Here is a 21,453-nt window from a genome sequence, read left to right on the forward strand (position 1 = left end):
ACAAAACCTGATGTACACACATCTCTGTGGCGAGGGAGCTTGCTGTGGTGAGGGGATTCATCCCCGATCGGCTGCGAAGCAGTCGCCGAACCATTGCATGCGGTGTTCCTGTTACACCGCAAGTGCTTGGCTTGGGGCCGCTTCGCGACCCATCGGGGATGAATCCCCTCGCCACAGTGTTCATCGGTGTTGCTTAGGCGGTGGCGGCGCGTTGCGGCTGCTGCCACGCCTCATTCGCCGTCTGATCCATCGCCTCCTGAATCGCCTTCTTGCGGCTGGCTTCTGCCTTGCGGCCGAAGTACCAGACCAGGAAAGTCACCAGCGACACCGCCAGCAGAATCAGGCTGGCCACGGCGTTGATCTCGGGCTTCACGCCCAGACGCACCGCCGAGAACACTTCCATCGGCAGCGTGGTCGAACCCGGCCCGGAGACGAAGCTCGCCAGCACCAGATCGTCCAGCGACAGGGCGAACGACATCATGCCGCCCGCTGCCAGCGATGGCGCGATCATCGGAATGGTGATCAGGAAAAACACCTTGAACGGCTTGGCCCCCAGATCCATCGCGGCTTCTTCGATCGACAGATCCAGTTCACGCAGGCGGGCGGAGACTACCACCGCCACATAGGCTGCACAAAACGTCGTGTGAGCGATCCAGATGGTGACGATGCCACGCTCCTGGGGCCAGCCGATCAACTGCGCCATCGCCACGAACAGCAGCAACAGCGACAGACCGGTGATCACTTCCGGCATGACCAGCGGCGCCGTCACCAGACCGCCGAACAGCGTGCGGCCCTTGAAGCGTGTCACGCGTGTCAGGACGAAGGCGGCGAGGGTGCCCAACGCCACGGCGGCAATCGCGGTGTAGCAGGCGATTTCCAGCGAGCGCACCACCGAACCCATCAGTTGCGTATTGTCGAGCAGGCCGACGTACCACTTAACCGACCAGCCGCCCCACACCGTCACCAGTTTCGAGGCGTTGAACGAGTAGATCACCAGAATCAGCATCGGCAGATAGATGAACATCAGGCCGAAGATCAACATGAACTTGGAAAAACCGAAGCGTTTCATCCCCGTGCCTCCATCTCTTTGGCCTGGCTGCGGTTGAACAGCAGAATCGGCACAATCAGGATCAACAGCATCACCACTGCCAGTGCGGATGCCACCGGCCAGTCGCGGTTATTGAAGAACTCTTGCCACAACACGCGACCGATCATCAGCGTCTCCGGACCACCCAGCAGTTCCGGAATCACGAACTCGCCGACCACCGGAATGAACACCAGCATGCAACCGGCGATGATGCCGTTCTTGGCCAGCGGCACGGTGATTTTCCAGAAGTTGTTGAAGTTGCTCGAACCCAGGTCCGACGCGGCTTCCAGCAGGCTGCCATCATGCTTGACCAGGTTGGCGTACAGCGGCAGCACCATGAATGGCAGATACGCGTAGACCACGCCGATATACACCGCGGTGTTGGTGTTGAGGATCTCGATCGGGTGATCGGTCAGCCCCGTCCACATCAGAAACGCGTTGAGCAGACCGTTGTTGCTGAGGATGCCCATCCACGCGTAAACGCGGATCAGGATCGCGGTCCAGGTCGGCATCATGATTAACAGCAGCAGGACGTTTTGCGCTTCCTTGCTCGCTTTGGTGATCGCATAGGCCATCGGGAAACCGATCACCAGGCACATCATCGTGCTCAGCGCCGCGACCTTCAGCGAACCGAGGTAGGCCGACAGGTACAGCTCGTCTTCGCCGAGCATGGTGTAGTTGCCGATGTTGAGCATCAGCTGGAATTTCTGTTCGGCGTAGGTGTAGATCTCCGAGTACGGCGGGATCGACAGCGCGGCTTCCGAGAAGCTGATCTTCATCACCAGGAAGAACGGCAACATGAAGAACAGGAACAGCCAGATGAACGGGATGCCGATGACGAATTTTCGCCCGCTGGGCACCAGGCGCAGGCATTGCTGATTGAAGGTTCTCATGAGCGCAGTACCACGCCGCTGTCGTCTTCCCACCAGACGTAGACCTTGTCGTCCCAGGTCGGCCGCGCGCCACGGCGTTCGGCGTTGGCCATGAACGACTGGACGATCTTGCCGCCGGGCAGCTCGACGTAGAACACCGAGTGGCCGCCGAGGTAGGCGATGTCATGCACCTTGCCTTCGGACCAGTTGTAGCGGGTTTCTGGCTTGAGGGTGCTGACGAGCATTTTTTCCGGGCGGATCGCGTAGGTGATCGACTTGTCCTGCACCGAGGTGCTGACGCCGTGACCGACGTAGATCTTCTGCTGCAAGTCCGGGCTGTGGATGATCGCGTGACCTTCAAGGTCTTCCACCACGGTGCCGTCGAAGGCGTTCACGTTGCCGATGAATTCGCAGACCATGCGGCTGACCGGCGCTTCATAAATGTCGACCGGGCTGCCGATCTGGGCAATCCAGCCCAGGTGCATGATCGCGATGCGCTCGGCCATGGTCATGGCCTCTTCCTGGTCGTGGGTCACCATCACGCAGGTCACGCCGACGCGCTCGATGATTTCCACCAGTTCCAGCTGCATTTGCGAACGCAGCTTTTTATCCAGCGCGCCCATTGGTTCGTCGAGCAGCAACAGCTTCGGACGTTTCGCCAGTGAGCGGGCGAGGGCGACGCGCTGGCGCTGACCGCCGGACAACTGATGGGGTTTGCGTTTGGCGTATTGGGTCATGTGCACCAGGCGCAGCATCTCTTCGACGCGGGCGTCGATTTCGCTGGCGGGCAAACGGTCCTGCTTGAGGCCGAAGGCAATGTTCTGTGCCACGGTCATGTGCGGGAACAGCGCGTAGGACTGGAACATCATGTTGATCGGCCGCTCGTAGGGCGGCATGTCAGTGATGTCCACACCGTCGAGCAGAATCCGCCCTTCAGTCGGCCGCTCGAAACCGGCGAGCATGCGCAGCAGGGTCGATTTGCCCGAACCGGAGCCACCGAGCAGGGCGAAGATTTCGCCCTGATGGATCTCCAGGGACACATCGTCCACGGCCGTGGTTTCGTCGAACTTCTTGGTGACACGATCGACTTTCACCAGAACCTTTTTCGGTTGCTGGTGGCCTTCAAGTGCCTTCCGGTAAGTGCTGGAGGCGTTTGCCATGTGAAACTCCCAACAGGTTTCGTTCGCTCGGCCAACGTGGCCGGGCTTAAGTGGATTGCAAGCCTGCAGGTGCATTTCCGGTCGGATCACATTCTCTGTGGGAGCTGGCTTGCCAGCGATCGCGGTGGATCATTCCCCAACAATGTTGGAGGTGATGGCCTCATCGCTGGCAAGCCAGCTCCCACAGGGTTTTGCATTGATCTGACGGTTTTGCTCCGGCCATCCGGCTTGTTCGGCGCCGCCGTCCTGGCTGCCTGGGTCGTACTTGTTGTTATTACGGTTTGTTGTTTTCACGGATGACGGATGCGCACACGCGCAACCGCCGACCCCGTGGGGGCAGTAAACAGTTTTGAAATCCTGGGTGGTGTCAGCGCTGGTTGCGTCGCGCCGCCCGTTGCCGGCAAGCCTCACCGAACGCCTGGAAAATCTTCAGGTAGTTCGGGTTGTCCAGCACTTGCCATTCCGGGTGCCATTGCACGCCGAGGGCGAAGGTCGGGCTGTGCTCGACCGAGATCGCCTCGATCAGGCCATCCGGCGCCACCGCTTCGGCACGCAGGCCGGGCGCGAGGCGGTTGATGCCCTGACTGTGAATCGAGTTGACCTGGAACTCGCCCGGCAACGCCAGCGCTTCGAACACACCGCCCGCCAGCACGCTCACGGCATGCGCCGGTGCGTATTGCACGGCCACGTCCGGGCTGTCGGCTTCACGGTGATCAAGCATGCCCGGCAGCTCGTGCACCTTCTGGTGCAGGCTGCCGCCGAAGGCCACGTTCATTTCCTGGAAGCCGCGGCAGATGCCGAGTACCGGAACGCCCGCCGCAATGGCTGCACGCAATAAAGGAAGGGTGGTGGCGTCCCGCGCCGGATCGTGATCCGTGCCGGGTTCGCTGTCCGGGCCTTGATAGTGGAAGGGCTCCACGTTCGAGGGCGAGCCGGTCAGCAGCAGACCGTCGAGTTGACCCAGCAGGTCTTCGATTTCAGTCAGTTTGCCAAGGGAAGGAATGACCACTGGAAGACCCTGAGCGCCAACGCTGACAGCACGTACGTACTTGTCGCCGCTGATGTGATAGGGGTGCAGGCCAATCTGTTTGACGCACGCAGTAACGCCGATCAATGGCTTGAATGCCATTTTTATTCACCTCGAAGTTTGACACTTGAACGAGCTTTTCCGGAGCTTAGCCTCGTTGATTTTAATTAACAACTGCCATGTAAAAAATTCTAAACGTCGTTCATCCAATCTTCATGATTCCAAGCCTTGCGGCGCCTGCATTGGCACGCGAGTGTTAAAAAAAGCCCTAAAAATAATCGCTGAACGGCTGGGTGTTCGCTATTGACTTCACTTTGCCTTTCGGATTGACTGGCTCGGCGAAACAGCAGTGAACATAATAATTAACAGCTAAATAGGTGCATCATGTCGGTCCCTCTGCGTGCCGTTCAACTCAACGAAGCAAACGCATTCCTTAAGAAACATCCTGAGGTTTTGTACGTCGACCTTCTGATTGCAGACATGAACGGTGTGGTGCGCGGCAAGCGCATCGAGCGCACCAGTCTTCACAAGGTTTACGAGAAAGGCATCAACCTGCCGGCCTCGCTCTTCGCCCTCGACATCAATGGCTCCACCGTGGAAAGCACCGGCCTGGGCCTGGACATCGGCGACGCCGATCGCATCTGCTACCCGATCCCCGGCACCCTGAGCATCGAGCCGTGGCAGAAGCGCCCAACCGCACAACTGTTGATGACCATGCACGAACTGGAAGGCGAGCCGTTCTTCGCCGATCCGCGTGAAGTGCTGGCCAACGTGGTGCGCAAGTTCGATGAACTGGGGCTGACCATTTGCGCCGCCTTCGAACTGGAGTTCTACCTGATCGACCAGGACAACGTGAACGGCCGTCCGCAGTCGCCACGTTCGCCGGTTTCCGGCAAGCGTCCGGTATCGACTCAGGTCTACCTGATCGACGATCTCGACGAGTACGTCGACTGCCTGCAAGACATCCTCGAAGGCGCGAAAGAGCAGGGCATCCCGGCTGACGCCATCGTCAAGGAAAGCGCCCCGGCGCAGTTCGAAGTCAACCTGCATCACGTCTCCGACCCGATCAAGGCCTGCGACTACGCGGTGCTGCTCAAGCGTCTGGTGAAGAACATCGCCTACGACCATGAGATGGACACCACCTTCATGGCCAAGCCGTATCCGGGCCAGGCGGGCAACGGTCTGCACGTACACATTTCGATCCTGGACAAAGAAGGCAACAACATCTTCGCCAGCGAGGATCCCGAGCAGAACGCCGCGCTGCGCCACGCGATCGGCGGTGTGCTGGAGACCCTGCCTGCGCAAATGGCGTTCCTCTGCCCGAACGTCAACTCGTACCGCCGCTTCGGCGCGCAGTTCTACGTGCCGAACTCGCCGAGCTGGGGCATCGACAACCGCACCGTCGCGGTACGTGTGCCGACCGGTTCGGCCGACGCCGTGCGCATCGAGCATCGCGTGGCCGGCGCCGACGCCAACCCGTACCTGCTGATGGCTTCAGTACTGGCCGGTATTCACCACGGCCTGACCCACCAGATCGAGCCAGGCGCGCCGGTTGAAGGCAACAGCTACGAGCAGAACGAACAGAGCCTGCCGAACAACCTGCGCGATGCATTGCGCGAGCTGGACGACAGCGAAGTCATGGCCCGCTACATCGACCCGATGTACATCGATGTGTTCGTCGCGTGCAAGGAAAGCGAGCTGGCCGAGTTCGAAAACTCGATCTCCGACCTTGAGTACAACTGGTATCTGCACACGGTGTGACGTAATGGGTGGTAACTGACTCACCACCCTTCCCTGTAGGAGCTGCCGAAGGCTGCGATCTTTTGATTTTGTTTTTCAGGATCAAGATCAAAAGATCGCAGCCTTCGGCAGCTCCTACAGGGGATCGGATTACCAAATTCTGATTGGCTGAGTCCTCCCGCCAGTCATCAATCCCCCTTGTCGAGCCACAACCATGACCACCTCCCGCAACGACTGGGAACAACGCTTCCAGTCCCTGACCCTCGAATCCCGCGCCTTCATCAACGGCGAATATCGCCCGGCGATCAGCGGTGCCACCTTCGAATGCCTGAGCCCCGTCGACGGCCGTTTCCTCGCCTCCGTGGCCAGCACCGATGAAGCCGACGCCAACCTCGCCGTCGAAGTCGCACGCCAGTCCTTCAACTCCGGCGTGTGGGCCAACAAGGCCCCGGCCGAGCGCAAACGCATCCTGATCCGCTTCGCCGATCTGATCCTGCAGCACCAGGAAGAACTGGCGCTGCTGGAAACCCTCGACATGGGCAAACCGATCAGCGACTCGATGATCATCGACATCCCGGCGACCGCCAACGCGATCCGCTGGAGCGCTGAAGCCATCGACAAGATCTACGACGAAGTCGCCGCCACCCCGCACGATCAACTCGGCCTGGTGACGCGCGAGCCAGCCGGCGTAGTCGCGGCCATCGTGCCGTGGAACTTCCCGCTGATCATGGCCAGCTGGAAATTTGCCCCGGCGCTGGCGGCGGGTAACTCGTTCATCCTCAAGCCTTCGGAAAAGTCGCCGCTGACCGCGATCCGCATCGCCCAACTGGCGCTGGACGCGGGCATTCCGAAAGGTGTGTTCAACGTCCTGCCGGGCTTCGGCCACACTGTCGGCAAGGCGCTGGCGCTGCACATGGACGTCGACGTGCTGGCCTTCACCGGCTCCACGGCGATTGCCAAACAACTGATGATTTATGCCGGCCAGAGCAACATGAAACGCGTCTGGCTCGAAGCCGGTGGCAAGAGCCCGAACGTGGTGTTTGCCGACGCCCCGGACTTGCGCGCGGCAGCCCAGGCTGCGGCCGGTGCCATTGCTTTCAACCAGGGCGAAGTGTGCACCGCCGGTTCGCGTCTGCTAGTCGAACGTTCGATCCGCGAGCAATTCATTCCGCTGCTGGTGGAAGCGCTGCAGGCGTGGAAGCCGGGGCATTCGCTTGACCCGGCCACCACCGTCGGCGCCGTGGTCGATCAGCGTCAACTGGACAACGTGCTGCGCTACATCAGCCTCGGCCGCGAGCAGGGCGCCGAGCTGATTGCTGGCGGTCAGCGCACCCTCGAAGAAACCGGTGGCACTTACATTGAGCCGACGATTTTCGACGGCGTGACCAACGCCATGACCATCGCCAAGGAAGAAATCTTCGGCCCGGTGCTGTCGCTGATCACCTTCGACACCGTTGAAGAAGCGCTGCAGATCGCCAACGACAGCATCTTCGGTCTCGCCGCCGGCGTGTGGACCAGCAACCTGAGCAAGGCGCACACCTTCGCCCGTGGCCTTCGCGCCGGCAGCGTCTGGGTCAACCAGTATGACGGCGGCGACATGACCGCGCCGTTCGGTGGTTTCAAACAGTCGGGCAACGGTCGCGACAAATCGCTGCACGCGTTCGACAAGTACACCGAGCTGAAAGCGACCTGGATCAAGCTCTGATTTTCTACAGCGGTGGTCGCCCTTGATGGGCGACCCTCGGAGAACAATAAAATGAAGCAACAACACGTCAACAGCTACTACGCCGCCACCCGCAACGAAGTCATCGATTTCCCGACCCTTGAAGAGTCGGTCGAGTGCGACGTCTGCATCATCGGCGCCGGTTACACCGGCCTGTCCTCGGCGCTGTTCCTCACCGAGGCCGGCTACAAAGTCACGGTGCTCGAAGCAGCGAAAGTCGGCTACGGCGCCAGTGGCCGCAATGGCGGGCAACTGGTCAACTCCTACAGTCGCGACGTCGATGTGATCGAAGAGCGCTACGGTGACAAGACCGCAGAAATCCTCGGCAGCATGATCTTCGAAGGCGCCGACATCATCCGTTCGCGGATCAAGGACTACGACATCAAGTGCGACTATCGCCCGGGCGGTATCTTCGCGGCGATGAACAAGAAACAACTCAACGGCCTGGCCGAGCAGAAGCGCAGCTGGGAGCGTTACGGCAACAAGAATCTGAAGATGCTCGACGCTGCCGACATCCGTCGCGAGGTCGGCTCCGACGCCTACGTTGGCGGCCTGCTGGACATGCAGGGCGGTCACGTGCATCCGCTGAACCTCGCTCTCGGTGAAGCTGCGGCCATCGTGCGTCTGGGCGGCAAAATCTACGAGCAGTCGGCTGCCGTGGAAATCAAATACGGCGAGCCCAACGTCGTGCGCACCGCCAAAGGTCAGGTCCGCGCCAAATACCTGCTGATCGCCGGCAACGCCTACCTGCCGCAGGGTCTGGACAACCGCGTGACCGCCAAGAGCATGCCGTGCGGTTCGCAGATCTGCGTCACCGAACCGTTGACCGAAAAGCAGGCGCGCAGCCTGATCACCAACAACTACTGCGTCGAAGACTGCAACTACCTGCTGGATTACTACCGTCTCACCGCTGACAACCGTCTGCTCTACGGCGGCGGCGTGGTCTACGGCGCCCGTGAACCGGACGACATCGAAACTCTGATCCGCCCCAAGATCCTCAAGACCTTCCCGCAGCTCAAGGACGTGAAAATCGACTACCGCTGGACCGGCAACTTCCTGCTGACCATGTCACGCATGCCGCAATTCGGCCGCATCGAGAAAAACGCCTACTACATGCAGGGCTACAGCGGTCACGGCGTCACCTGTTCGCACCTGGCCGGCAAACTGATCTCGGAAATGATCCGCGGCGACGCCGAACGCTTCGACGCCTTCGCCTCGCTGCCGCACATGCCAATGATCGGCGGGCGCACCTTCTCCGCCCCGTTGACCGCCCTCGGCGCCGTGTATTACTCGCTGCGCGACCGTTTCGGCATCTAAGTTACCTCCCCGGCGGCGGCCCCGCACAGGCGCCGCCGGTTTTTTCACATGACCGGCAACACCACAAACCCTGTGGGAGCGAGCTTGCTCGCGAAAGCGGCCTATCAGCAAAAGAGATGTTGAATGTGCCGCCCATTCGCGAGCAAGCTCGCTCCCACAGGTCTTGTGCCTGACCCGCAATTACCCCCAGCAGGCTCATTTCACCCACCGTCCATCGAACCTGCTGAGCAACACCGGCAAACGTGATTTAATAGCCGCCTTTCACGGTTCCGGGACACGGGAGCAACGTGATCCGCGCCTTGCGCGGCACCCGCCACCCACCCCCATTACCCTTAAGTACTACTCACATAAGGCTGTCATGGATACGGGTTCTCGACTCAAACTAGTACGCGAAAGCTACAAACTCTCCCAGCGCGAGCTGGCCCGGCGTAGCGGCGTGACCAATGCCACCATCTCCCTGATCGAACAGAATCGCGTCAGTCCTTCCGTCAGCTCGCTGAAAAAGCTGCTCGAAGGCATCCCGATGTCCCTGGCCGACTTCTTCACCTTCGACCAGCCCCCGCGCGAACACCAATACGTGTTCCGCGCCAACGAACAACCCGACCTCGGCCGCCACGGCCTGCGCCTGCTGCTGATCGGCGCCTCAGTGCCGAGCCGCCAGATGCGTTTGTTGCGCGAGCAATACGCCCCGGGTGCGAGTTCCGGCGAAGAGCCGATTGTTCATGCGGAAGGTGAGGAGTGTGGGTTGGTGACCCGTGGCACGGTGGAGTTGACGGTGGACGGGCAGGTGAGCGTGTTAAGTGCGGGGGACGGGTATTATTTTCCGACGACGCTGCCGCATAAATTTCGGAATATTGGGGCGGATGAGGCGGAGATCATTAGTGCGAATACGCCGGCGAATTTTTGATAATTCGCGTCACGGTATGGAAAGGCAGTGGTTTTGGTTTTATTCAAAGCCATACCCTTATGCCAGCGTATGGCTTTGATTAATTTTTCGGTGTTGCTAAAACATGGTTCCAACTTTTCTCTAAATTCTTAATTGCCTATTCGCCGTACTTTAATTCTGCCAAGGTTGGAGTTTTTGGTGTGTTTGACTCTTTGAAAAACTCGATCGGAGTATAAATAGCGCCATTTAGAGTGGCGCTCCATTTTTTGAAGGATGGCGAACCACCGACGTAGTCTGCTTCCCATCTCCAAGCGCCATGTGACGTACGGAATTCGAGTACTGTTTCATCTTGGCCGTCCCCATAGAACTGGTAGCCGCCTTTCACGTTTTCCCATTTGTTTGTTCGAGTGTCATGAAAGTAGCCGCTCCAGGTTCCGGCTGGCTCGTCGAATTTGTCAATCACCAGGAGGTATATGTTTCCGCTTCCGCCGTCATAGTTTCCATTCAAGGGATATGTCATTCTCAACCTCCAGTTTCTAGGTGAACATGGTTTTGGGTGTGTTTCTGTGAGGTGATAGTGTCTTTTGGTTAAATGTGCTGTCACCTGTAATAAGTGACAGGTTTTAATATTTTTAATTAATTATGATAATTTCGATTGGTGCTTATCCCGCTGCCTTTAACGGAGGCAGTTGCAACGGTATCAGTAGCCAGGACTTGCGCGGACAGTGCGAAGCCATGAAACGTTGATCGATCTCCGTTCAGTCAAATTTTTCACTCGTCACATCCCGGTTCATCGCCAATGGTTCCCCGCATCGTCACCACGACGTAGACTGCGAAACAAGTTGTAACGCCTCACCCACGGACGGAACCGCGCATGATCGAAATCGGCAGCCGCAACAACGCGCCCACGCCGCAGCACCCCACTCAAGACATCTATATTTTCAGCATCGACCAGTCCCGACCAGCGACACCGTTCTGCTTCGAGCAATCGATTGGCGGCGGGCATGTCGAGCAGGGCGGGGCGCGGTGGTTGGCGCTGGATGAGCTGGATGGCTGGCCCGGCGAATGGCGTGAGCATTTGAAGAAGGCCGATTGTGCGTGGGTGGCGCAGGTGATCGATGCGCATCCGGGGGCGGATCAGGCGATATTGGTTTCCGTGATTCTTGAACAACATTCCCAGCCAGTGGGGCGCTTGAAAACAATCGGCAACTGGCTCAAACGCAACATTCATGTCGGCGGCCGTTACGGCGTTTAAACCACGGAGACTCGCATGACTCAAACCCTCGAACGCGCTATCGCCATCGCTGCCACCGCCCACACCGGGCAGGTGGACAAGGGCGGTGCGCCGTACATTCTGCATCCGCTGAAAGTCATGTTGCGCATGAACTCGCTGGAAGAACGCATCGTCGCGGTGCTGCACGACGTGGTCGAGGATTGCGGCGTCAGCCTCGATGACTTGCGCAAGGAAGGTTTCAGCGAAGAGGTGCTGACGGCGATTGAGTCGGTGACCAAAGTGCCGGGCGAATCCTACGAGGATTTCGTCGAGCGCGCGGCGCAGAACCCGATTGGCCGGGTGGTAAAACTGGCGGATCTGGAAGAGAACAGCGACTTGTCGCGGATCGCCTCGCCGAGTTGGGAGGATCTGGAACGGGTCGAGAAGTATCGGCGGGCGATTGGGCGGTTGCGCACGTAAGAACGAATCCCCCCCTGTAGGAGCTGCCGCAGGCTGCGATCTTTTGATCTTGCTTTTAAAAAACAAAGTCAAAAGATCGCAGCCTTCGGCAGCTCCTACAGGGGAGTGGAATACATCAGGGAAATAGCCAGGAAGGCGAAGAATATGAAATCCATTCTGTGTTTGTTGATCGCTGCCGCTGTCGGCGCTGCGTTGCAGGTCAGCGGTGTTCCTCATGGCCTGTTGCTGGGGGCGATCCTCGTCACCGCATGGGTCACCACGCGCAGCGGTTTTGCTCCCGCAACGCCTTATGGTCTGGGCTACATCCAGGTCACGCTGGGTATCGCCACCGGGCTGATGTTCGAGGCGTGGGACAGTGCAACGGCGTCGGCGATGTTGCCAAGCCTCGGCGTCCTGTTGCTATGCCTGACCGTACAGATCGCCCTCGCCGGATGGTGGCTGACCCGCGGCGCAGGATGGAATCGCACCGATGCGCTGTTGGCGGTATACCCCGGCGCACTGGCGGCGGTGTTCGATTTGCTGGAGTCGGAAAAGGCCTCAAGCAAGGTCATCATCGTGCACCTGATGCGCTTGCTGTTGATCACGGTACTGGTGAGCTTTTTGATTCCCGGACAGGGCTCGGTGGCGGTGGTTGAAAGCCCTCCGTTGAGCACAGGCATGGCGTTGACCGTATTCGCACTGATCGGTTTGAGTGTGGTGCTTGGGCGCATGCTGCTGGCCATCGGCGTGCCGGCGCCGTTCATGCTGACGGCGATCCTGCTGACGGCGGCGTTTGTGAAATCGGGATGGCTGCACGGCTTCCACATGCCGGACTGGAGCCTGAATCTGGCGGCGCTGATTCTGGGCGTGCGGATCGGCTCGCGTTTTCAGGGGCTCGGTCTTGCGGAGCTGGGGCGACATGGGCGGACGGCATTGGTGTCGGTGGGGCTGATGATTGTGATCGCGGCGGCGTTTGCCGAAGTCGCCGCGCGCTGGCTGGGCAGTGATCCGTTGTCGCTGTGGCTGGCGTATATGCCGGGGGCGATCGAGACGATTGCGATTGTCGCGTTTGCCGGTGGGCTGAATGTGGTGTTTATCCTCACGCATCATCTGGCGCGGATGGTGTTGCTGCACTTTGCGCCGGCGTTGTTGGTGCAGGTGCGGCGAGTGCGGGAACAAAGCTGATCCGGCCTGGACGTCGGGCCGGTGCGCCTACAGCACATTAGAAGCAAAAGATCGCAGCCTTCGGCAGCTCCTACACAGGAATTACGTTTTCCCTGTAGGAGCTGCCGAAGGCTGCGATCTTTTTTTTCGGGTCAACGCAGATGCGCGGCGAAGCCTTCCTCACCGGGGGCGACATCGTCCTTGAGCGTCAACGCCGGAATCTCATAATCCCCTGCATTCTGCTGCCGATACGCTATCGGCCGCGTGCTCCACAATTCATCCAGACGCGTGCCCAGTGCCTCGCAGGTCTCGGCAAACCGCGCTTGATCCATGCGGCTGGCGCGGTACACCAGGAAGGGCGGCACCACGTCGAAACCGGGGTAGAACAGCACGCCGTGCTGGATCGGAAACAGTAAATCATCAATCGGCCCGTTGATCCCGCGTGGGCTGTAATGCGAATCCCAGCCTCCGGTGGTGACCAGCAGCATCGCGCGTTTGCCTTTCATCTTGCCTTCGCCGTAGCGCTCGCCCCAGCGCGCATCGGAGTGTTCGCCGACACCGTAGGCAAACCCGTAGGCATACACGCGCTCGACCCAGCCTTTGAGGATGGCCGGCATGGTGAACCACCACAGCGGAAACTGCAGGATCAATGCGTCGGCCCACAGCAGTTTTTCCTGCTCGCGGGCGATGTCGGCGGACTGCCGGCCCTGTTGGTAAGCCAGTTTCGAATCGATCGAGGCGTGGAATGGCCGGCTTTCATCGCGACCGGGAGCGTCATCGGCGTCGATCGTGGTCTTCCAGTTCATCGCATACAGGTCGGAGACCTGCACGGTGTGGCCGGCGGCTTGCAGGCGCTGGACGGTGAAGTCCCTGAGCGAGCCGTTGAGCGAAGTGGGTTCGGGGTGGGCGTAGACCAGTAGCACATTCATGTGGCAACTCCTTGGTTGAATGCAGGCAGGATCAATCCTTGATCGGTATATTGGAAATGAATGTCTGATATGTCAGGTATAGCCATGAATAATTTACGACGTCTGGATATCAACTTGCTGTTGACCCTAGACGTGTTGTTGGCAGAACACAACGTAACCCGCGCCGCAGAGCGGTTGAGCCTGTCGCAGCCGTCGGTCAGTGTGCACCTGGCCAAGCTGCGTGAGATTTTCGGCGACCCGCTGTTGCTGCCCGGACCACGGGGCATGCGCCCGACGGCGCGGGCCGATGAACTGCGCGAGCCGTTGCGCGAGGCGCTGGAAGCACTGGAACGCGCGGTGGCGCCGGCCAGCGCGTTCGATCCGGCGCAGGCCCGCCACATCTGGAAAGTCGCGGCGACCGATTACGGCGAGTCGACGGTGGTGCTGCCAGCCCTCAGCGGTTTGCGCCTTCAGGCGCCGGGCACGCGGCTGGCGGTGCTCGATCTGGTGCCGGCACAGTTGGCCAGGCAGGCGGAGCAGGGCGTGTTTGACCTGGCGCTGCACATCACCGAAGAGGCGCCGCTGGATCTGCATCAACGGGTGCTGTTCACCGAGCATTACGTGTTGGCCGGTCGCGTCGGGCATCCGGGGTTGAAGCGTAAGCCGACTCGCGAACAGTTCTGCGCGCTGGAGCACGTGATGGTGTCGCGCGAGGGCGGGGGCTTTTTCGGGGTCACCGACAAGGCGCTGGCCGAGGTCGGTCTGGCGCGCAAAGTGGTGCTGTCGGTGCCGCATTTTCTGATGGTGATGTCGGTGCTCGCCAGTACCAATCTGGTGGCGATGCTGCCGTCACGGCTGGTGCGCGGCAACCCGGCATTGCAGGTGGTGGACGCACCGCTGCAGGTGCCAGGCTACGAAATGGCGATGTTCTGGGGCGAGCGCGCGCACCGCGATCCGGCGCACAAATGGCTTCGCGAGCATCTGGCGACGTCGGTGTGACGTGTCAGGCGTGGCCCAGGGCAATCGCAAAAGACACCACGATCATGCACGCAAACGCAAAATTGAGATTCATCAGCTGTTCATCCTGAGCCTTTTTAAAGTGAGGCCATTCTGAACAGGCGCCATGCAAAGAAAAAATTCGGCCTGTTGATTCCAATGATCGAAACAATTGATACCCGCCGGTTTGTGTTTGCCCGAGGCTTTCGCTAGTCTCGGCAAAACCTGCAACTACAAGCACAAACAGGCAAAACCATGCACGATCATTCGGTCACCGAACTGCCCTCCCTGCGCCGGCAGAAAATCCTCCTGATCCTCGAGCGCGACGGCAAGGTCATGGCCTCCGAGTTGAGCCAGCATTTCGCCGTGTCCGAAGACACCATCCGCCGCGACCTCGCCGAACTGGACAACGCCGGACTGGTGCAGCGTGTGCACGGCGGGGCGCTGCCAAGGCCCAAGGACAGCGGCAAGGATTACTTCACCCGGCTGGATGAGACCGATGAGGTCAAAGTGCAGTTGGCGCAACGGGCGGCGCGAGAGGTCGAGGACGGGCAGATTGTGCTGTTCGATTCCGGCTCGACCGCGTTGCAGGTGGCGCGTTCGCTGCGGGCGGATATCCAGATCACCGCGGTAACCGCAGCGCCAATGACGGCCATTGCGTTGTCTGAGTACAAGGGCGTGAAAGTGATTCTCGCCGGAGGGCAACTGAACCCGCGCACGATGGCGGCCGGTGGGCACGAGGCGGTGCGCATGCTGACCGGGATCAAGGCGGACCTGGCCTTTACCGGCGTCTGCGCGATTCATCCGGAAGTGGGCATCACCTCGCTGCACTTCGATGAAGTGCCGGTGAAACAGGCGCTGCTCGACAGCGCGACGCGGGTGATTGCGGTGACCACGGCGGACAAGCTCGGGGCGGTGGAGCCGTTTGTGGTGGCGCCTTGTACTCGCCTGCATACGCTGATTACCGAGCGACATGTGACGTCGGGCAGTGTCGAGGATTATCGGCGGTTGGGGATTGTGGTGGAGCAGTTGCCGGAATGAGGTTTTGTGCTGAGGCTGATGGCCTCATCGCTGGCAAGCCAGCTCCCACAGGTTTTGGTGGTGTACATAATGTTGAGTACGACACGGACACTGTGGGAGCTGGCTTGCCAGCGATGGGGCCAGTGCGATCAACGCAACTTTTCAAGCATCTGGTAATACCACATCCCCGCCGCCAGCAACGGATTGCCCAGCAAATCCCCCATCGGCACCCGAATGTGCTGGCACTGCGCAAACGTGTCGAACTGCTCCATCTGCCCGGTGATCGCGCGGCTCATGATTTCGCCCATGATGTGCGTCGTCGCGATGCCGTGTCCCGAGTAGCCCTGGCAATACCAGACGTTGTCCGAGAGCTTGCCCAGTTGCGGGATGCGGTTGATCACGATGCCCATCGCGCAGCTCCACTGATAGTCGATCTGCACCCCTTTGAGCGCCGGGAAGGTCTGCTCGATGCACGGGCGCAGCTCGGCGGCGATGTCTCGTGAATCCTTGCCGCTGTAGTTGGCGCCGCCACCGAACAGCAGGCGCCCGTCGGCCGTGAGGCGGTAGTAGTCGAGGACGAAACGGCAGTCGTACACCGCGAGGTCTTCGGGGTTGATCTGCCGCGCCAGATCACCCAGCGGCGCGGTGGTGACGATGCCGCCCATGGCCGGGAAAATCTTGCCCTTGAGCTGGCCCGGTTCGAGCTTGTGATAAACGTCGCCGGCGAGCATCACCTGATTGGCGTCGATCTGGCCGTGGGCGGTGCGTACGCCCGGGCTCTTGCCGTGAATGATCTCCAGCACTTCACTGTTCTCGAAGATCAAGGCGCCGAGACTTTCCGCCGCCCGTGCTTCGCCAATGCACAGGTTGAGCGGGTGCAGGTGCATATTGCGGGTGTTCTTGATCGCGCCGTGGTAGAGGTCGCTTTGCAGCAGGTCGCGCACCTGACTGCGGTCGAGCAGGCTGACCTCGTCGCCGAGGCCACGACGCACGGCTTCCTCGTAATCATTGCGCAAACCGTCCATGTGGCTCGGCTTGTAAGCCGCGTGCAGATGACCGTGCTTGAGGTCGCACTGGATGCCGTATTTCGCCACACGCTGCCGGATGATTTCATGTCCGCGCCAGCGCAGGTGCCAGATGAAATCGTCAACTTCATCACCGAGTTTCGGGCGCATCTGTTTGCGCATCGCGCCGTCGCCGGAGAGGCTGCCGGTGACTTGTCCGCCATTGCGCCCGGTGGCGCCCCAGCCGATCTTGTGGCTCTCGACGATGGCAACTTTCAGGCCTTTTTCGGCGAGTTCGACGGCGGTGGCGACGCCGGTGAAACCGCCGCCGATGATCACCACATCGACTTGATGTCGGCCTTGCAGGGTCGGGTAGTCGGTGTCCTGTTGAAGGGTGGCGGTGTAGTAGGAATTGCAGCGTTGGGTCATGTTGGTGTCCACACAAAATTCGGGAGTCAATTCGAGGACCCTGTGGGAGCTGGCTTGCCAGCGATAGCGGCGTATCAGTCACCAGAGATGCTGAATGTGCCGGCCCCATCGCTGGCAAGCCAGCTCCCACAGGATTCAGGGTGTATGTCAGGCTTCGGTCAGGTACCAACGCCAATCCTGCTCACCCACCTCGGCCATGAACTGCCGGTATTCGGCACGCTTCACCGCCAGGTACACGCCAAGAAATTCCTGGCCCAGGGCATCCCGCGCCCACGCAGAATTTTCCAGCGCCTGGAGCGACGTCAGCCAATCGGTCGGCAGCAGTTCCTTGGCTTGCGCGTAGCCGTTGCCCTCGACCGGCGCACCCGGATCGAGGTTTTCACGAATCCCGCGATGGATCCCGGCAAGGATCGCTGCCGCCGCCAGATACGGGTTGGCATCGGCGCCGCAGATGCGATGTTCGATATGCCGGGTGTTGGCCGGACCGCCCGGTACGCGCAGGCTGACAGTGCGGTTGTCGACGCCCCAGGTCGGCGCCAATGGCGCGTAGCTGTTGGCCTGGAACCGGCGGTAGGAGTTGGCGTTGGGGCAGAACAGCAGCAGCGTATCGAGCAGCGAGGCGAGCATGCCGCCAATCGCCGTGCGCAGCAGCGGGGTGCCGGCCGGATCCTCGGCGGCGAACAGGTTGCGTCCTTCGCCATCGGCGAGGCTGACGTGCATGTGCATGCCGGTGCCGGCCAGATCATCGAACGGCTTGGCCATGAACGTCGCCTGCATGCCGTGCTTGTGCGCCACCGCTTTGACCAAACGTTTGTAGCGCACCGCCTGATCCATCGCGACCAGTGCGTCGCCATGTTCGAGGGTGATTTCCACCTGGCCTGGCGCATATTCCGAGATCGCCGTGCGCGCCGGAATGCCGTGCAGTTTGCAGGCGCTGTAGAGGTCGGCGAGGAACGGTTCGATCTGCTCCAGTTCGCGCAAACCGTAGACCTGAGTGTGTCGCGGTCGGCCGCCATCGGCATCCAGCGCCGGTTGCGGACGGCCGTTGTGATCGCGTTTGGCGTCGAGCAGATAGAACTCCAGTTCGCACGCCATCACCGGGTGATAACCCTCGGCCTTGAGGCCGTCGATGACCTTGATCAGCAGATGACGCGGGTCGGCGATGCTCGCTGGCATTCCCTCGGTCGGGTGCATGCTGACCTGCACCGCCGCGGTGGGAATCTGTCGCCACGGCAGGCGCACCAGACTGCCTTCGAGCGGGTAGGCGCGGCAGTCGATGTCGCCGACGTCCCACACCAGCCCGGAGTTTTCCACGTCTTCGCCCTGCACGGTCAGGCCGAGGATGGTGCTGGGTAGCGGGCGACCGCTCTGGTACACGGCAAGCAGTTCTTCACGGTGCAACAACTTGCCGCGTGGCACGCCGTTGGCGTCGAGGATGAACAGCTCGATCATGTCGATATCGGGGTTCTGTTCGAGGAACAGGTGTGCGTCTTCGATGGCTGCGAATTTCATGGTCAATCACTCACGATGGCGCCGCGCAGGCGCGCAGAATCGGGCCGGACACGACGCGGTAAATAGGCGTGGGTGTCCTGGCAGGGATATCAAAAAGAAAAAAATATTTCGCTAATGCCCGGCAGTCGGAAGTGACACTGAACCTGTGGTGAGGGGATTTATCCCCGACGGCGCGCGTAGCGGGCCAAAAAGATACGGACTGCTGCGCAGTCCATCGGGGATGAATCCCCTCACCACAATGGATCTTTTCTGACTGTCGGAATCAGCAGGCGATATCCGGCGGGCGTGCGGAGTGACGCAGCTTGGAACGGCGCAGGGCCATGGGGAGATTGACGATGCGATTCATGCGCGGCCCCTGTGACAGAGGGCGCACACAGCGGAGACGTTCAACCTTTCTGGTTGTTGTGGTGACGTACTCATAACGCGTGTTTCCGTTGGCGGAAAGCGTCGGTGGCGGGACAGACCCGCCGACCGGTGTGCCCGGATAGTAAGGGGCAATCTGCGGGCCTGTAAACCGCTGATTGCGCCCCGGCACCGTTGGACGACGTTCAGCGCATCAGGTGAAAGCCCAGCCCGGCAAGGGCGCAAACGATCAACACTTCGATCACCCCGCGTTTGAAAATGAACAGCGCCAACGCCGCCAGCAGCGCCAGCCCGATCGAAAACAGATCCGGATGCCCGGCGAAACCGCTCGGCCAGAACACGTGATAAGCGAAGAAACACGCCAGGTTGAGAATCACCCCGACCACCGCCGCGGTGATCGCGGTCAACGGTGCGGTGAACTTCAGTTCGTTGTGCGTTGATTCCACCAGCGGCCCGCCGGCGAGAATGAACAGGAACGAGGGCAGGAAGGTGAACCAAGTCACCAGCGTCGCCGCCAGTGCACCGGCGGCGAATGCATGTTCCGCACCGAACGCCGGTTGCACATAACCGCCGATGAAACCGACAAACGCCACCACCATGATCAGCGGGCCGGGTGTGGTTTCGCCGAGGGCGAGGCCGTCGATCATCTGCGTCGGCGTCAGCCAGCCGTAGTGCCCGACCGCGCCTTGATAGACATACGGCAACACCGCGTAAGCGCCACCGAAGGTCAGCAGTGCGGCTTTGGTGAAGAACCAGCCCATTTGCGTGAAGGTGCCGTCCCAGCCGAACAGCGCGGTCAGCAGGCCCATCGGCAAACACCATAACGCTGCGCCGATCAACAGCAGGCGCCACAACTTTGACAGGCTGAATCGCGCATGGTCGGGTGTTGGCGTGTCGTCATCGATCAGCGCCGGGCCGAAGGATTTGGCACTGCCGCGCTGCCCGCCATTGTTGAAGCGCTGCGGCGCCAGGCGTCCACCAAAATAGCCGAGCAATGCCGCGCCGAGCACAATCAGAGGGAACGGCAGATTGAAGGCAAAAATCGCCACGAATGAAGCCCCGGCGATCGCCCACAACCAACTGTTTTTCAGCGCCCGCGAGCCGATACGGTGCGCCGCGTGCAAGACAATCGCGGTCACCGCCGGTTTGATCCCGTAGAAGATTCCGGCGACCACCGGCACGTCGCCGAAGGCGATGTACAGCCACGACAGCGCAATCAGAATAAACAGTGACGGCAATACGAACAGCGCCCCGGCGATCACCCCGCCCCAGGTGCGATGCAACAGCCAGCCAATGTAGGTTGCCAGTTGCTGGGCCTCGGGGCCGGGCAGCAACATGCAGTAGTTGAGCGCGTGCAGAAACCGTCGCTCGGAGATCCAGCGCCGGCGCTCGACCAGTTCCTGATGCATGATCGCGATCTGCCCGGCCGGGCCGCCGAACCCGATGCAGCCGAGCTTGAGCCAGAAGCGCCAGGCCTGGCGCAGCGTTACGGGAGCGGGTCTTGGCAAATCTTCGGGTGAGGTGTTCAAGCGCGGCGCCTGCGGTGGATGTGGTCGAAGCCGCTATCTAAGCAGTTTTTTGTTCAAGTGTGGTGTCAGGCTTGACCCTTTCCAAACAACTTGCGCGCCTCGGCGAAGCACTTCTCGGCAATCGCCGAACGCGGTTCGGTCTTGCGCATCACCAGCCCCAGCGGTGCCAGCACACTGGCATCCGGCAATTGCATGAACGACAGGTGTTCGATCGGCTCTTCCAGCCCGCTGTCCAGCGGCATGATCGAGCAACAGAAGCCCTGATGAATGGCCTGCAACAGCTGATAGGTCGAATCGCTTTCCAGGATCGGCTGCGGATTGAGGCCGCGACTGCGGAAACTCAGGTCGATGGATTTGCGGTAATGCATGCCGGTGGTGATCATCCCCAGCGGCAGTTCGGCGGCGTCTTCCCAGCTGATGTCCGAGCCTTCGAAATGGAAGTGGCGGTTGTCGTAAAGCAGCCCGACGCGGGTTTCGCCAATCTCGAAAAAATCGAAATAGTTAGAGTTGACGTGATCGAGGTAGCACACGCCCAAGTCCAGTTGATTGTTGCCAAGCTCGGCGATGATCTCGTCGGAACTCCCCGACGACAGACTGAATTTCAGCTCGGGATACGTGCCGGACAAGCTCTGGATGTAATTGATCGGGTTGAAGTTGCTCAACGGCACCAGGCCCAGGCGCAGGCTGCCGACCAGTTGCCCGCGGCACGCTGCGGCTTCGGCAAACAGGCCGTCATGCGCGGCCAGCAGCGTGCGGGCCCAGGCCAGCACTCGTTCGCCGGCCTCGGTAAACCCTTCAAAGCGCTGGCCGCGATTGACCAGCACCAGATCCAGCTCATCTTCCAGATTGCGCAGACGCATCGACAGGGTCGGCTGGGTAATGTGGCAGCGGGCGGCGGCCTGGCCGAAGTGTCGGGTTTCGTCCAGCGCGATCAGGAACTTGAGTTGTTTGATGTCCACGAAAGCACCTGCTCGTTGAAATTTGAATGGGCTGTTGACGCAGAGGCGCGCCGCGCATGGAAAACGCGAGGCGCGACAATCACAT

At 60.5% G+C, this 21,453-nt stretch carries 19 protein-coding genes; 9 read left to right on the forward strand and 10 right to left on the reverse strand.

The genetic code is table 11. The annotated features are described in order from the left end of the window. Window positions 1–193: 193 nt before the first annotated feature. The 4 genes from KVQ82_RS12315 to KVQ82_RS12330 all read right to left on the reverse strand — a co-directional run bounded on the left by KVQ82_RS12315 (window position 194) and on the right by KVQ82_RS12330 (window position 4,248). On the reverse strand, window positions 194–1,069 hold the full coding sequence (locus KVQ82_RS12315; protein WP_007962456.1) for an ABC transporter permease subunit: 876 nt from the start codon (window positions 1,067–1,069) through the stop codon (window positions 194–196). Further along, window positions 1,066–1,980, reverse strand: coding sequence for an ABC transporter permease subunit (locus KVQ82_RS12320; RefSeq protein ID WP_041073460.1), 915 nt, complete (start codon window positions 1,978–1,980; stop codon window positions 1,066–1,068). The genes KVQ82_RS12315 and KVQ82_RS12320 overlap by 4 nt, the downstream gene beginning before the upstream one ends. Beyond that, window positions 1,977–3,119, reverse strand: a complete 1,143-nt coding sequence (potA, locus tag KVQ82_RS12325) for a polyamine ABC transporter ATP-binding protein (RefSeq protein WP_041073459.1) — start codon at window positions 3,117–3,119, stop codon at window positions 1,977–1,979. The genes KVQ82_RS12320 and potA overlap by 4 nt, the downstream gene beginning before the upstream one ends. A 367-nt stretch (window positions 3,120–3,486) precedes the next feature. After that, window positions 3,487–4,248, reverse strand: a complete 762-nt coding sequence (locus tag KVQ82_RS12330; RefSeq protein ID WP_222019007.1) for a gamma-glutamyl-gamma-aminobutyrate hydrolase family protein — start codon at window positions 4,246–4,248, stop codon at window positions 3,487–3,489. A 282-nt stretch (window positions 4,249–4,530) separates the two neighbouring features. On the opposite strand from KVQ82_RS12330, the gene KVQ82_RS12335 reads away from it, so the two are divergent. The 4 genes from KVQ82_RS12335 (at window position 4,531) to KVQ82_RS12350 (ending at window position 9,833) form a co-directional block, all read left to right on the forward strand. Further along, a complete protein-coding gene (locus KVQ82_RS12335; protein ID WP_041073455.1) occupies window positions 4,531–5,907 on the forward strand; it encodes a glutamine synthetase family protein in 1,377 nt (458 codons plus the stop codon). 193 nt (window positions 5,908–6,100) lie between these two features. Next, the gene (locus tag KVQ82_RS12340) at window positions 6,101–7,591 is read left to right on the forward strand and encodes an aldehyde dehydrogenase (protein ID WP_222019008.1); all 1,491 of its coding nucleotides are present in this window, start codon (window positions 6,101–6,103) and stop codon (window positions 7,589–7,591) included. 51 nt (window positions 7,592–7,642) lie between these two features. Next, entirely contained in the window at window positions 7,643–8,926 is a 1,284-nt protein-coding gene (locus tag KVQ82_RS12345; protein WP_222019009.1) for an FAD-binding oxidoreductase, read from the forward strand. Window positions 8,927–9,284: 358 nt separating this feature from the next. Beyond that, complete coding sequence (locus KVQ82_RS12350) at window positions 9,285–9,833, forward strand: cupin domain-containing protein (protein WP_011333561.1); 549 nt, start codon at window positions 9,285–9,287, stop codon at window positions 9,831–9,833. Window positions 9,834–9,969: 136 nt separating this feature from the next. On the opposite strand, the gene KVQ82_RS12355 is transcribed toward KVQ82_RS12350, so the two are convergent. Beyond that, the gene (locus KVQ82_RS12355; protein ID WP_222019010.1) at window positions 9,970–10,332 is read right to left on the reverse strand and encodes a hypothetical protein; all 363 of its coding nucleotides are present in this window, start codon (window positions 10,330–10,332) and stop codon (window positions 9,970–9,972) included. Window positions 10,333–10,686: 354 nt separating this feature from the next. Here KVQ82_RS12355 and KVQ82_RS12360 point away from each other — a divergent pair, with 354 nt between their 5' ends. The 3 genes from KVQ82_RS12360 to KVQ82_RS12370 all read left to right on the forward strand — a co-directional run bounded on the left by KVQ82_RS12360 (window position 10,687) and on the right by KVQ82_RS12370 (window position 12,669). Then, window positions 10,687–11,067, forward strand: a complete 381-nt coding sequence (locus KVQ82_RS12360) for a hypothetical protein (RefSeq protein ID WP_222019011.1) — start codon at window positions 10,687–10,689, stop codon at window positions 11,065–11,067. A gap of 15 nt (window positions 11,068–11,082) precedes the next feature. After that, window positions 11,083–11,505 carry an HD domain-containing protein gene (locus KVQ82_RS12365; protein ID WP_041073433.1) on the forward strand — a complete coding sequence of 141 codons (423 nt, stop codon included), beginning with the start codon at window positions 11,083–11,085 and terminating at the stop codon, window positions 11,503–11,505. A 144-nt stretch (window positions 11,506–11,649) separates the two neighbouring features. Beyond that, window positions 11,650–12,669, forward strand: coding sequence for an AbrB family transcriptional regulator (locus tag KVQ82_RS12370; protein ID WP_222019012.1), 1,020 nt, complete (start codon window positions 11,650–11,652; stop codon window positions 12,667–12,669). 131 nt (window positions 12,670–12,800) lie between these two features. Here the strand turns inward: KVQ82_RS12370 and KVQ82_RS12375 are convergent, their stop codons facing one another. Next, on the reverse strand, window positions 12,801–13,577 hold the full coding sequence (locus KVQ82_RS12375) for an NAD(P)H-dependent oxidoreductase (RefSeq protein WP_108183059.1): 777 nt from the start codon (window positions 13,575–13,577) through the stop codon (window positions 12,801–12,803). 84 nt (window positions 13,578–13,661) lie between these two features. Here KVQ82_RS12375 and KVQ82_RS12380 point away from each other — a divergent pair, with 84 nt between their 5' ends. Both KVQ82_RS12380 and KVQ82_RS12385 read left to right on the forward strand, forming a co-directional pair. Next, window positions 13,662–14,555 carry a LysR family transcriptional regulator gene (locus KVQ82_RS12380; protein ID WP_222019013.1) on the forward strand — a complete coding sequence of 298 codons (894 nt, stop codon included), beginning with the start codon at window positions 13,662–13,664 and terminating at the stop codon, window positions 14,553–14,555. A 252-nt stretch (window positions 14,556–14,807) separates the two neighbouring features. Continuing rightward, on the forward strand, window positions 14,808–15,593 hold the full coding sequence (locus KVQ82_RS12385; RefSeq protein ID WP_222019014.1) for a DeoR/GlpR family DNA-binding transcription regulator: 786 nt from the start codon (window positions 14,808–14,810) through the stop codon (window positions 15,591–15,593). A gap of 128 nt (window positions 15,594–15,721) precedes the next feature. On the opposite strand, the gene KVQ82_RS12390 is transcribed toward KVQ82_RS12385, so the two are convergent. The 4 genes from KVQ82_RS12390 to KVQ82_RS12405 form a co-directional block, all read right to left on the reverse strand. Continuing rightward, a complete protein-coding gene (locus tag KVQ82_RS12390; protein ID WP_222019015.1) occupies window positions 15,722–17,005 on the reverse strand; it encodes an FAD-binding oxidoreductase in 1,284 nt (427 codons plus the stop codon). A gap of 147 nt (window positions 17,006–17,152) precedes the next feature. Next, a complete protein-coding gene (locus KVQ82_RS12395; RefSeq protein ID WP_086792631.1) occupies window positions 17,153–18,517 on the reverse strand; it encodes a glutamine synthetase family protein in 1,365 nt (454 codons plus the stop codon). 548 nt (window positions 18,518–19,065) lie between these two features. Then, entirely contained in the window at window positions 19,066–20,409 is a 1,344-nt protein-coding gene (gene chrA, locus KVQ82_RS12400; RefSeq protein WP_222019016.1) for a chromate efflux transporter, read from the reverse strand. A gap of 65 nt (window positions 20,410–20,474) precedes the next feature. Then, a complete protein-coding gene (locus tag KVQ82_RS12405; protein WP_222019017.1) occupies window positions 20,475–21,368 on the reverse strand; it encodes a LysR family transcriptional regulator in 894 nt (297 codons plus the stop codon). Window positions 21,369–21,453: the final 85 nt, after the last annotated feature.

Origin of the sequence: Pseudomonas sp. AO-1, from assembly GCF_019775695.1 — a bacterium.
Lineage (GTDB): Bacteria > Pseudomonadota > Gammaproteobacteria > Pseudomonadales > Pseudomonadaceae > Aquipseudomonas > Aquipseudomonas parakoreensis.

Coding starts and splice junctions, on each gene's coding strand:
- KVQ82_RS12320 (WP_041073460.1), bottom strand. CDS start 1,980: ATGAGAACCTTCAATCAGCAATGCCTGCGCCTGGTGCCCAGCGGGCGA.
- KVQ82_RS12380 (WP_222019013.1), top strand. CDS start 13,662: ATGAATAATTTACGACGTCTGGATATCAACTTGCTGTTGACCCTAGAC.
- KVQ82_RS12395 (WP_086792631.1), bottom strand. CDS start 18,517: ATGAAATTCGCAGCCATCGAAGACGCACACCTGTTCCTCGAACAGAAC.
- KVQ82_RS12350 (WP_011333561.1), top strand. CDS start 9,285: ATGGATACGGGTTCTCGACTCAAACTAGTACGCGAAAGCTACAAACTC.
- KVQ82_RS12315 (WP_007962456.1), bottom strand. CDS start 1,069: ATGAAACGCTTCGGTTTTTCCAAGTTCATGTTGATCTTCGGCCTGATG.
- KVQ82_RS12335 (WP_041073455.1), top strand. CDS start 4,531: ATGTCGGTCCCTCTGCGTGCCGTTCAACTCAACGAAGCAAACGCATTC.
- KVQ82_RS12385 (WP_222019014.1), top strand. CDS start 14,808: ATGCACGATCATTCGGTCACCGAACTGCCCTCCCTGCGCCGGCAGAAA.
- potA (WP_041073459.1), bottom strand. CDS start 3,119: ATGGCAAACGCCTCCAGCACTTACCGGAAGGCACTTGAAGGCCACCAG.
- KVQ82_RS12340 (WP_222019008.1), top strand. CDS start 6,101: ATGACCACCTCCCGCAACGACTGGGAACAACGCTTCCAGTCCCTGACC.
- KVQ82_RS12390 (WP_222019015.1), bottom strand. CDS start 17,005: ATGACCCAACGCTGCAATTCCTACTACACCGCCACCCTTCAACAGGAC.
- KVQ82_RS12365 (WP_041073433.1), top strand. CDS start 11,083: ATGACTCAAACCCTCGAACGCGCTATCGCCATCGCTGCCACCGCCCAC.
- KVQ82_RS12355 (WP_222019010.1), bottom strand. CDS start 10,332: ATGACATATCCCTTGAATGGAAACTATGACGGCGGAAGCGGAAACATA.
- KVQ82_RS12330 (WP_222019007.1), bottom strand. CDS start 4,248: ATGGCATTCAAGCCATTGATCGGCGTTACTGCGTGCGTCAAACAGATT.
- KVQ82_RS12375 (WP_108183059.1), bottom strand. CDS start 13,577: ATGAATGTGCTACTGGTCTACGCCCACCCCGAACCCACTTCGCTCAAC.
- KVQ82_RS12345 (WP_222019009.1), top strand. CDS start 7,643: ATGAAGCAACAACACGTCAACAGCTACTACGCCGCCACCCGCAACGAA.
- KVQ82_RS12360 (WP_222019011.1), top strand. CDS start 10,687: ATGATCGAAATCGGCAGCCGCAACAACGCGCCCACGCCGCAGCACCCC.
- KVQ82_RS12370 (WP_222019012.1), top strand. CDS start 11,650: ATGAAATCCATTCTGTGTTTGTTGATCGCTGCCGCTGTCGGCGCTGCG.